A 10,892-nucleotide genomic window follows, 5' to 3' on the forward strand; every position below is an offset into this window, starting at 1 on the left:
GCGATGCGAGGGCGGAATTGTCCCGCCTGACACGCGCTTTCCGCCGTTGGCCAACCCAGGGATTGCCCGGGGTGGCCGCGTGACCCATGCCAGGGGCGAATCAGATCGAAAAGTCGTAGTCGATGCTGAGCGGCGCGTGGTCGCTGAACATCTCGCCGGTGTAGATGGCTTCCTTCTTCGCGAGCGCGGCCACGCCGGGCGTCGCGAGGTGGTAGTCCAGCCGCCACCCGACGTTGTTGGCGCGCGCCGCGCCGCGGGCGCTCCACCAGGTGTATTGCTCGGCCTTGTCGTTCAGCGTGCGGAACACGTCCACGACGCCGCCCTCGTCGAAGAGCCGGGTCAGCCAGGCGCGCTCCTCAGGCAGGAAGCCGCTGTTCTTCTGGTTGCCGCGCCAGTTCTTCAGGTCGATTTCCTTGTGCGCGATGTTGACGTCGGCGACGAGGATGAACTCGCGCTCGGCCTTCAGCGCCATCAGGTGCGGGTAGAGCGCGTCGAGGAAGCGGTACTTGACCTGCTGGCGCTCCTCGCCGCTGGTGCCGCTGGGGAAGTAGACGCTGATCAGGCTGAGCTTGCGGCCGGGCTTGTCGAAGCGCTTCTCGATCCAGCGGCCCTCCTGGTCGAACTCGTCGATGCCCAGGCCGGTGACGACGTCGCTCGGCGCCTCCTTGGTGTAGAGGCCCACGCCCGAATAGCCCTTCTTCTCGGCGTAGTGGAAATGGCCGTTGAGCTTGCCGCAACTCGGGAACTGGCTCTCGACGACGTCGGCCTGGGCCTTGAGCTCCTGCACGCCGACGGCGTCGGCCTTCTGCTTGGCGAGCCAGTCGAAAAAGCCCTTGCTGGCGGCGGAACGCACGCCGTTGAGGTTGGCGGTGATGAAGCGCATCGGAAGTCGGCGGGTTGACAGCGTGGCGTCAGTATCGCAGTGCAGCGAAAGCACAACACCGCGGGGCTTTGCGGTCCCGCAAACGTCACACGATCTTTACTATCCCGTAGCAATCCAGAGGCATCACCAATGCCCCGGCTTCCGCTCCCCGTTCGCCTACCCGTCAACCCGAGGATCACTCATGCCGAAACACCGCCTTTCCCCGACCCTGCTCGCGCTGGCACTGGGCGCGGCCTTCCCGATGCAGGCCGCCGTGGCGCAGACCGCGCCCGCCCCCGAGGCCAGGAAGGACGTCAACCAGCTCGAGGCCGTCATCGTCACCGGCAGCCGCCGCGCCGAGAACCTGAAGGAAGTCCCGCTGTCGATCTCGGCCATCAAGTCCGAGGAGCTCGACACCTACAACGCCAGCGGCCAGGACGTGCGCGCGCTGTCCGGCAAGGTGCCCAGCCTGAACATCGAGTCCGACTACGGCCGCACCTTCCCGCGCTTCTATGTGCGCGGCCTGGGCAACACCGACTTCGACATGAACGCGTCCCAGCCCGTGGGCCTGGTCTATGACGACGTCGTGCAGGAAAGCATCGCGCTCAAGGGCTTCCCGGTCTTCGACATGGAGCAGGTCGAGCTGCTGCGCGGCCCGCAGGGCACCCTCTTCGGCCGCAACTCGCCGGCCGGCGTCATGAAGTTCGACTCCGCCAAGCCGGGCAAGCGCCTGGAGGGTTATGCCAACTTCAGCTACGGCCGCTGGAATGCCGCCAACCTGGAGGCCGCCATCAACGTGCCGCTGAACGACGACTGGCAGATGCGCGTCGCCGGCATTGCGCAGCACCAGGACAACCGCGTGCACAACCCGATGCCCACCGGCACCAAGGATCTCGAGGGCTACAACGACAAGGCCCTGCGCCTGCAGGCCGCCTACAAGAACGGCGGCTTCTCGGCCCTGTTCAAGGTCCAGGCCCGCGACTACGCCGGCACCGCGACGACCTTCCGCGCCAACATCATGAAGCGCGGCACCAACGATTTGGTCGACGGCTACAGCGACGGCTACTACCCCACCGACGGCTACAACAGCCAGACGCTGAAATCCAGCGAGGTCAGCGCCCGCCTGCGCTGGGACTTCGACGGCATGTCGCTGTACTCGATCACGGCACACGACCAGGCCAAGTTCTACAGCCGCGGCGACGTGGACGGCGGCTTCGGCAGCCGCTTCGGTGGCATCCCCGACGGTCCGAGCTACCCCGGCCAGCCGTCGCTCATCCCCTTCGACGCCCAGACCGCCGACGGCATCCCCTATCTGCGCCAGACGACGCAGGAGTTCCGCCTGCAGTCCAACACCAATGCCCCGCTGCAGTGGATCGGCGGCCTGTACTACTTCAACGAGAAGCTGCAGGTGGACAGCTTCAACTTCGACACCTTCACGCCCGGCGAGCCGCAGAACGGCTATGCCGTCCAGCACCAGCAGGCCACGTCCTGGGCGGCGTTCGGCAACCTGAACTATGCGGTGACGCCGGACTTCAAGATCCGCGGCGGCCTGCGCTACACCGACGACAAGAAGGACTTCGACGCCCAGCGCACCTCGCACCCCTTCCTGCCCGCCATCGCCCCGGTGACGGCGCATCCCAAGTCCACCAACTGGAGCTGGGACCTGGGCGGCAACTACACGCTGGACAAGGCCACCAGCCTGTTCGCCCGCGTGGCCACCGGCTACCGCGCGCCGTCCATCCAGGGCCGCATCCTGTTCTTCGATGCGTCGGCCGTCCCGGCCGGCACGTCGCCGATCTCGATCGCCAGCTCCGAGAAGGTGCTGTCCGTCGAGGCCGGCTTCAAGGCCGATCTGCTGAACAACACGGCCCGCATCACCGGCACGGTGTTCAAGTACCGTGTGAAGGACCTGCAGCTGACCGCCGGCAGCGGCTCCATCAACCAGAACCGCCTCGTCAACGCCGCCAGGGCCGAGGGCCAGGGCTTCGAGCTGGACGCCCAGGCCATCATCGCGCGCGACTGGCGCACGACACTGGGCCTGTCGTACAACGACACGAAGATCAAGGATCCCAACCTGTACATGGCGCCCTGCGGCAACGCCAACTTCCAGTTCCTGCAGCCCAACACCGGCTGCAACGTGCTCAATCCGGCAGGCCCGAGCGGCACCGTCAGCATCAACGGCAACCCGCTGCCGCGCGCGCCGAAGTGGGTGGCGAACTGGACGCTGAAGTACAGCACCGAGATCGGCAACGGCGAGCTGACGGTGCTGACCGACTGGGCCTACAAGGACAAGTACAACATGTTCCCGTATGCGGCCGTCGAGTACACCGCCAAGGCGGCCCTCGAAGGCGGCCTGCGCGTCGGCTACGGCTGGGCCAATGGCAAGTACGAGGTGGCGGCCTTCTCGCGCAACATCACAAACCACCGCCAGATCATTGCCGCCATCGACTTCAACAACCTGACCGGCATCGTCAACGAGCCGCGCACCTACGGCGCGCAGTTCAAAGCTTCGTTCTGAGCACGCCCCCGTGGCAATGAACGGCCCGGCCCTTTCCAGGGGCCGGGCCGCTTTTTTTGGCCCCTAGAATCTTCAGACATGTCTGCCGCGCCCACCGACTCCCTCGCCCAGTCTTTCGTCGCCTTCGCCGTCGAGACCGGCGTGTTGCGCTTCGGCGAGTTCAAGACCAAGGCGGGCCGGCTCAGCCCCTATTTCTTCAACGCCGGCCTGTTCGACGACGGCGCCAAGCTGGGCCGGCTGGCCGGCTTCTACGCCGAACGCCTGATCGCGTCGGGCCTGCAGTTCGACATGATCTTCGGCCCGGCCTACAAGGGCATCACGCTGGCGGCCGCCGTGGCCATGGAGCTGGCACGGCGCGGGCACAACCGGCCCTTCGCCTACAACCGCAAGGAAGCCAAGGACCACGGCGAAGGCGGCACCCTGGTCGGCGCGCCGGTGCAGGGCCGCGTGCTCATCATCGACGACGTCATCTCCGCCGGCACCTCGGTGCGCGAATCCATCCAGATGATCGAGGCCGCCGGTGCCACGCCCTGCGGCGTGGCCATCGCGCTGGACCGCCAGGAGAAGGCCGCCGAGGGCGGCGTCGACAGCCCGCACTCCGCCGTGCAGCAGGTGCAGCAGCGCTACGGCCTGCCCGTCGTCGCCGTGGCCGGGCTGGCCGACCTGCTGGCCTATCTGGACGCCTCAATCGACAGCATGCCCGAGCTGGCCGCCCATCGCCCGGCCGTGCTGGCCTACCGACAGCGTTACGGAGTCTGATGCGCCCCCTGCTCGTCGCCTGCCTGCTGTTCGCGTCCACCGCCTGGGCCCAGGAAGGCTCGCCGGGCAAGGGCATCTACACCTGCACGACGGCCGACGGCCGGCGGCTCACCAGCGACCGCCCCATCCTCGAATGCACGGCGCGCGAACAGCGCGTACTCAACCCCGACGGCTCGCAGCGCTCGACGCTGCCGCCCTTCCTCAGCCCCGAGGAACACGCCGCCAAGGACGCCGCCGACCGCCGCGCGGCGGCCGAGCGCCTCGCCCAGCAGGACGCCGTCCGCCGCGACCGCACGCTGGTGCAGCGCTACCCCAACGAGGCCGCCCACCAGCGCGCGCGCAACCTGGCGCTGGACGACGCCAGCAAGGCCACGCGCCTCTCCGAGCGCCGCATCAAGGATCTCGGCACCGAGCGCAAGCCGCTGCTGGACGAGGCCGAGTTCTACCAGGGCAGGCCGCTGCCGGCCAAGCTCAAGCAGGCGCTGGACGCCAACGACGCCAGCGTCGAGGCCCAGCAGGTACTCATCGAGAACCAGAAGGCCGAGATCGTGCGCATCAACTCGCGCTTCGACGCCGAGCTGGCGCGGCTGCGCAAGCTCTGGGCCGGCGCGCCCCCGGGCTCGATGCCGCCGCTGACCGAGCAGCCGAAGCCGGCGGCGGCGCCGAAACCCGCCGCGTCGAAATAACGGCGGAGCGGCCGGTCAGCCGAGCTTCTTCTTCAGCAGTTCGTTGACCAGGGCCGGGTTGGCCTTGCCCTTGGTCGCCTTCATGGCCTGGCCGACCAGCGCGTTGAAGGCCTTGTCCTTGCCGGCGCGGTACTCGTCGACGGACTTCGGGTTGGCCGCCAGCACCTCGTCGAGGATGACCTCGATGGCGCCGGTGTCGCTGACTTGCCTCAGGCCAAGGGTATCCACGCTCTCATCGATCCACCCTGTGCCGTCAGGCGGCTTCGGCGCCCAGAACAGCTTGAACAACGTCTTGGCGCCATTGTTGGAAATGGTGCCGTCCTGGATGAGCTGAATCAGGCGCGCCAGATGCACCGGCGCAAACGGGACCGTCTCGATCGACGCATCGGTAGCGTTGAGATGCTTGGCGACTTCGCCTTGAAGCCAATTGGCAACCGATTTGGGCGCCTTGCAAATGTCCCTGGTCGCCTCATAGAAGCGCGCCGTCGCCAGGCTCTGCGTCATCATCGTCGCGTCGTAGGCTGGCAGGCCGTCGGCGCTCTCGAAGCGCGCGGCCATCACGGCCGGCAGTTCGGGCATCTCGCCCTTCACGCGCTCCACCCACGCCGGGCCGATGACCAGCGGCGGCAGGTCGGGGTCGGGGAAGTAGCGGTAGTCGGCCGAGTCCTCCTTGCTGCGCATCGCACGGGTCTCGCCGGTGTCCGGGTTGTAGAGCACGGTGGCTTGGCTGATTCTTCGGCCGTCCTCCAGTTCGTCGATCTGCCAGTTGACCTCGTAGTTCACCGCGTCGACGAGGAAGCGGAAGCTGTTGAGGTTCTTGATCTCGCGGCGCGTGCCGAAGGGCTCGCCGGGCTTGCGCACCGACACGTTGACGTCGCAGCGGAAGGATCCTTCCTGCATATTGCCGTCGCAGATGCCCAGCCACATGACCAGCGCGTGCAGGGTCTTGGCGTACTCGGCCGCCTCGGCACCCGAGCGCATGTCGGGCTCGGAGACGATCTCCAGCAGCGGCGTGCCGGCGCGGTTCAGGTCGATGCCCGACTGGCCGTGGTAGTCCTCGTGCAGGCTTTTGCCCGCATCCTCTTCCAGGTGGGCGCGGGTCAGGTTGACCTTGTGCTTCACATCGCCAACGAAGAACTCCACCGCGCCGCCCTGCACCACCGGGATCTCGAACTGGCTGATCTGGTAGCCCTTGGGCAGGTCGGGGTAGAAGTAGTTCTTGCGGGCGAAGATCGACAGCGGCGCGACCTTGGCGCCGACCGCCAGGCCGAAGCGGATCGCGCGCTCGACGGCTGCTCGGTTCAGCACCGGCAGCGTGCCGGGCAGGGCCAGGTCCACGGGCGAGGCCTGGGTGTTAGGGGCGGCGCCGAAGGCGGTGGAGCTGCCGCTGAAGATCTTGCTCTGCGTGGACAGCTGGACGTGGTTCTCGAGGCCGATGACGACCTCGTAGCCGCGGATGAGTTGGGAGGTGGGCATGTTCAGAATCCTGCCGGGGCGCGCCGGTGCCAGTCAGTCGCCTGCTGGAGGGCGTGCGCGGCGTGCAGCAGCTGCCCTTCCTTGAAGTAGTTGCCGATCAGCTGCAGGCCCACGGGCATGCCGCCCGCGCCGGCGCCCACCGGCACGCTCATGCCGGGCAGGCCGGCCAGCGAGCCGGGCAGCGTGAAGATGTCGGCGAGGTAGGCCTGGGTCGGGTCGTCCTTGCCCTCGCCGTGCTTCCAGGCCACCGTCGGCGCCACCGGGCCGGCGATCAGGTCGCATTGCTGGAAGCAGGCCTGGAAATCGTCCGCGATCATGCGGCGCAGCTTCTGCGCCTGCAGGTAGTAGGCGTCGTAGTAGCCGTGCGAGAGCACATAGCTGCCGATCATGATGCGGCGCTTCACCTCGGGGCCGAAGCCCTCGGCACGCGTCTTCTTGTACATGTCGAGCAGGTCGTCATACTGCGCGGCACGGTGGCCGAACTTGACGCCGTCGAAGCGGGAGAGGTTGGAGCTCGCCTCGGCCGGCGCAATGATGTAGTAGACGGGGATGGCCAGCTCGGTGCGCGGCAGGCTCACGTCCACCAGCGTCGCGCCGAGCTTTTCCAGCTCGGCCAGGCCGGCGCGCACGGCAGCGTTCACGTCGCTCGACAAGCCGGCCGGGAAGAACTCGCGCGGCAGGCCAATGCGCAGGCCAGCCAGCGGCTTGCCCGCGGCAGCACCCTCGCGGGCCGCCAGCATCTGGGCGTGGAAGTCCTGCGGCGGCTGCTCGACGCTGGTCGCGTCGCGCTCGTCGAAGCCGCTCATCGCCGACAGCAGCAGCGCACAGTCCTCGGCCGAACGGGCCATGGGGCCGGCCTGGTCCAGGCTGGACGCGAAGGCGATCATGCCGTAGCGCGAGCACACGCCATAGGTCGGCTTGATGCCGGTGATGCCGGTGAAGCTGGCCGGCTGGCGGATGGAGCCGCCGGTGTCGGTGCCGGTCACGGCCGGCGCCAGCCGGGCCGCCACGGCCACGGCCGAGCCGCCCGACGAGCCGCCCGGCACGCGGGCCAGATCCCAGGGGTTGCTGGCCGGGAAGAAGGCGCTGTTCTCGTTGGCCGAGCCCATCGCGAACTCGTCGCAGTTCAGCTTGCCGAGCGACACCGTGCCGGCCGCATTCAGCCGGGCCACGACGGTGGCGTCGAAGGGGCTGCGGTAGCCGGCCAGGATCTTCGAGCCGGCCGTCGTCGGCATGTCGGCGGTGACGTAGATGTCCTTGTGGGCGATGGGCACACCGGCCAGCGCGCCCGCATGGCCGGCGGCCAAGGCCGCGTCGGCAGCATCGGCGCGGGCCAGCGCGCCGTCGGCGTCGACGTGCAGGAAGGCGCCGAGCGCCTGGTCGTGGGCCTGGATGCGGTCCAGCAGGGCCTGCGTGGCCTCGCGGCTGGACAGCGCACGGCGCTTCAGGGCGGCGGCCAGCTCGGCCACGCCCATGTCGTGAACGGGCTTCATTCGATGACCTTGGGAACGAGGAAGAGGCCGTCCTCGACGGCCGGGGCGCTGCGCTGGTTGAGCTCGCGCTGGTTGAGCTCGGTGACGACGTCGTCGCGCAGCCGCAGCGCGACCTGCCGCACGGCCGACAGCGGCGTGTACAGCGGCTCGACGCCGGCGGTGTCGACGGCGCTCATCTGGTCGACGATCTTGAAGAAGTCGTTCAGGTTGCCCAGCAGCGCCTCGGACTCGGCCGGTTGCAGTTCCAGCCGGGCCAGGTTGGCGATGCGGCTCACGTCGTCAGGGGTGAGGCTCATGAAGGGTTTTCAGATGTAAGCCTGGGGCCTACAAACCAGTGTTGGCGGGCCTCAGAACGGGGTGTTCGGTTATTATCGCAGCCCATCTTCATGGCCTTCGAGGCTGCCCCTTCAGCGATGCATTTCGTCGCCGACCGGGCGGCCTCTGGCTTTCCAGCCGCCCGATTTTTTCAAGCCGCGCCGCGTCGGCGAGGCTCCCCGCGCCACACCATGTTCGCCTCCCTGCGCCGCTATTTCTCCACCGACCTGGCCATCGACCTCGGCACCGCCAACACCCTGATCTATGTTCGCGGCAAGGGCATCGTCCTCGACGAGCCCTCGGTGGTCTCGATCCGCCACGAAGGCGGCCCCAACGGCAAGAAGACCATCCAGGCCGTCGGCCGCGAGGCCAAGGCCATGCTGGGCAAGGTGCCCGGCAACATCGAGGCCATCCGCCCGATGAAGGACGGCGTCATCGCCGACTTCACGGTCACCGAGCAGATGCTCAAGCAGTTCATCAAGATGGTCCACGACTCGAAGACGTTCAAGCCGTCGCCGAGGATCATCATCTGCGTGCCCTGCGGCTCGACCCAGGTCGAGCGCCGCGCGATCCGCGAGTCGGCGCTGGGCGCCGGCGCCAGCGAGGTCTACCTGATCGAGGAACCGATGGCCGCCGCGATCGGCGCCGGCCTGCCGGTGGCCGAGGCCTCGGGCTCCATGGTCGTCGACATCGGCGGCGGCACCACCGAGGTCGGCGTCATCTCGCTGGGCGGCATGGTCTACAAGGGCTCGGTCCGCGTCGGCGGCGACAAGTTCGACGAAGCCATCATCAACTACATCCGCCGCAACTACGGCATGCTGATCGGCGAGCCCACGGCCGAGGCGATCAAGAAGAACATCGGCTCCGCCTTCCCCGGCAGCGAGGTCAAGGAGATGGAGGTCAAGGGCCGCAACCTCTCCGAAGGCGTGCCGCGCAGCTTCACGATCTCGTCCAACGAGATCCTGGAAGCGCTGACCGACCCGCTGAACCAGATCGTCTCCGCCGTGAAGAACGCGCTGGAGCAGACGCCGCCCGAGCTGGGCGCCGACATCGCCGAGCGCGGCATGATGCTGACCGGCGGTGGCGCACTGCTGCGCGACCTGGACCGCCTGCTCGGCGAGGAGACCGGCCTGCCGGTGCTGGTGGCCGAAGACCCGCTGACCTGCGTCGTGCGCGGCTGCGGCATGGCGCTGGAGCGCATGGAGCGCCTGGGCTCGATCTTCACGTCGGAATAAGCCCACTCACCCCCAGCCCACCAGGCGCGCGATGCCCTTCGGCACCCTCGACCGCTCGCCACCACCGTTCTTCCGTCAGGGTCCGTCGGCGCTGACCAAGCTCGCGCTGTGCTCTGCGCTGGCCCTGCTGCTGATGGTGGCGGATGCCCGCTTCAGGCTGATGCAGCCGGCCCGCGCGGCGCTGGCCCTGGTGCTGCAGCCGGTGCAGCGCCTGCTGCTGGCGCCGGTGGACGCCTGGGACACGGCCGGCGACTACCTGCGCGGCACCAAGCGCGCGATGGCGGCCGAGGACCTTGCCCGGCGCCAGCTCGCCGAGCAGGCCGAGCGCCTGTCGCGCGCCGGCGCGCTGCAGGCCGAGAACGAGAGGCTGCGCAAGCTGCTCGGCCTGCAGCCGTCGCTGACCGTGCCGTCGATCTCCGCGGAAGTGCTGTTCGAGGCGCCCGACCCCTTCTCCCGCCGCGTCGTCATCGATCGCGGCGCAACCCAGGGCGTGGCGGCCGGCTCGCCGGTCATCAACGAGGCCGGCGTGCTGGGCCAGGTGACGCGCGTCTACCCGCTGTCTGCCGAGGTCACGCTGCTGACCGACAAGGAAGCCGCCATCCCGCTGCTGAACGCCCGCACGCAGATGCGCAACGCCGCCGCCGGCCGCTCCGACGGCAGCGGCATGGAGCTGCGCTTCCTGGCCGCCAACGCCGACATCAAGGTCGGCGACCTGATGACGACCTCGGGCCTGGACGGCGTCTACCCGCCGGGCCTGCCGGTGGCCAAGGTGGCCGCCGTCGAGCGCCGTGGCGATTCCAGCTTCGCGCAGGTGCTGCTGGCCCCCATCGCCCAGCCCGACAGCGCCCGCCATGTGCTGGTGCTGCAGCCGATGGACCGCCACCTGGCGGCCAAGAAGGAGGCCGAGGCCGCGGCGGCGGCCGAAGCGACCTTGGCGGCCGAGGCCAAGGCCACGATCCGCGCCGCGAAGAAGGCCGAGCGCGCCGAGAAGGCGGCGGCCAAGGCTTCGGGGGCGGCGCCATGATCATGCCGCGCGCAGCCGAAAAGCTGCTGCTCCCCGCCAACCCCTGGTTCATCGCGCTCACGCTGATCGTCGCGCTGATGATCGACATGGTGCCCACGGGCCGCATCGCCGCGATGCCCGACGTGCTGGCCGTCGTGCTGGTGTTCTGGGGCGTGCACCAGCCGCGCCGCGTCGGCGTGCTGTGGGCCTTCGTGTTCGGCCTGCTCATCGACGTGCACGACGGCGCCCTGCTGGGCCAGCACGCGCTGGCCTACAGCGGCCTGAGCTTCGGCGCGATCACGCTGCACCGCCGCCTGGCCTGGTTCTCCCTCGGCGCCCAGGCCGTGCAGGTGCTGCCGCTGTTCTTCGCCGCCCATGCGCTGGCCCTGGTCGTGCGGATGCTGGTCGGCGGCATGTGGCCGGGCTGGAGCGTGCTGCTGGCGCCGGTGTTCGAGGCCGCGCTGTGGCCGGTCGCCAGCATGCTGCTGCTGGCGCCGCAGCGGCGCGCACCCGACCGGGACGCGCATCGCCCGCTGTAAACCCAA

At 68.8% G+C, this 10,892-nt stretch carries 10 protein-coding genes; 6 read left to right on the forward strand and 4 right to left on the reverse strand.

The window, feature by feature from the left end:
• Positions 1-100 precede the first annotated feature (100 nt).
• Positions 101-883, reverse strand: a complete 783-nt coding sequence (locus NYP07_RS01075; protein WP_268146472.1) for an exodeoxyribonuclease III — start codon at positions 881-883, stop codon at positions 101-103.
• Positions 884-1,064: 181 nt separating this feature from the next.
• Here NYP07_RS01075 and NYP07_RS01080 point away from each other — a divergent pair, with 181 nt between their 5' ends.
• From NYP07_RS01080 to NYP07_RS01090, 3 genes are all read left to right on the forward strand, one after another.
• The gene (locus NYP07_RS01080; RefSeq protein WP_268146474.1) at positions 1,065-3,380 is read left to right on the forward strand and encodes a TonB-dependent receptor; all 2,316 of its coding nucleotides are present in this window, start codon (positions 1,065-1,067) and stop codon (positions 3,378-3,380) included.
• 78 nt (positions 3,381-3,458) lie between these two features.
• Positions 3,459-4,139: an orotate phosphoribosyltransferase gene (gene pyrE / locus NYP07_RS01085; RefSeq protein ID WP_268146476.1), complete on the forward strand. Its 681-nt coding sequence runs from the start codon at positions 3,459-3,461 to the stop codon at positions 4,137-4,139.
• The gene (locus tag NYP07_RS01090; protein WP_268146478.1) at positions 4,139-4,825 is read left to right on the forward strand and encodes a hypothetical protein; all 687 of its coding nucleotides are present in this window, start codon (positions 4,139-4,141) and stop codon (positions 4,823-4,825) included. Before pyrE ends, NYP07_RS01090 begins: the two co-directional genes overlap by 1 nt.
• A 15-nt stretch (positions 4,826-4,840) precedes the next feature.
• Here NYP07_RS01090 and gatB read toward each other — a convergent pair whose 3' ends face one another.
• Genes gatB through gatC form a run of 3 tightly spaced genes read right to left on the reverse strand, consistent with a single transcriptional unit; the run spans position 4,841 to position 8,090 of the window.
• Positions 4,841-6,301, reverse strand: a complete 1,461-nt coding sequence (gene gatB / locus NYP07_RS01095; RefSeq protein WP_268146480.1) for an Asp-tRNA(Asn)/Glu-tRNA(Gln) amidotransferase subunit GatB — start codon at positions 6,299-6,301, stop codon at positions 4,841-4,843.
• A gap of 2 nt (positions 6,302-6,303) precedes the next feature.
• Entirely contained in the window at positions 6,304-7,794 is a 1,491-nt protein-coding gene (gene gatA / locus NYP07_RS01100; RefSeq protein WP_268146482.1) for an Asp-tRNA(Asn)/Glu-tRNA(Gln) amidotransferase subunit GatA, read from the reverse strand.
• On the reverse strand, positions 7,791-8,090 hold the full coding sequence (gene gatC, locus NYP07_RS01105) for an Asp-tRNA(Asn)/Glu-tRNA(Gln) amidotransferase subunit GatC (protein ID WP_268146485.1): 300 nt from the start codon (positions 8,088-8,090) through the stop codon (positions 7,791-7,793). Before gatC ends, gatA begins: the two co-directional genes overlap by 4 nt.
• Positions 8,091-8,300: 210 nt before the next feature.
• Between gatC and NYP07_RS01110 the strand changes: the two genes are divergently transcribed.
• From NYP07_RS01110 to mreD, 3 genes are read left to right on the forward strand one after another with little or no spacing between them, the layout of a single operon-like run.
• Positions 8,301-9,344: a rod shape-determining protein gene (locus tag NYP07_RS01110; protein ID WP_056191483.1), complete on the forward strand. Its 1,044-nt coding sequence runs from the start codon at positions 8,301-8,303 to the stop codon at positions 9,342-9,344.
• A gap of 31 nt (positions 9,345-9,375) precedes the next feature.
• On the forward strand, positions 9,376-10,368 hold the full coding sequence (gene mreC / locus NYP07_RS01115) for a rod shape-determining protein MreC (RefSeq protein WP_268146491.1): 993 nt from the start codon (positions 9,376-9,378) through the stop codon (positions 10,366-10,368).
• Complete coding sequence (gene mreD / locus NYP07_RS01120) at positions 10,365-10,886, forward strand: rod shape-determining protein MreD (RefSeq protein ID WP_268146493.1); 522 nt, start codon at positions 10,365-10,367, stop codon at positions 10,884-10,886. Before mreC ends, mreD begins: the two co-directional genes overlap by 4 nt.
• Positions 10,887-10,892: the final 6 nt, after the last annotated feature.

The sequence above is a fragment of the Pelomonas aquatica genome, from assembly GCF_026712205.1.
In the GTDB taxonomy this organism is placed as follows: domain Bacteria; phylum Pseudomonadota; class Gammaproteobacteria; order Burkholderiales; family Burkholderiaceae_C; genus Pelomonas; species Pelomonas aquatica.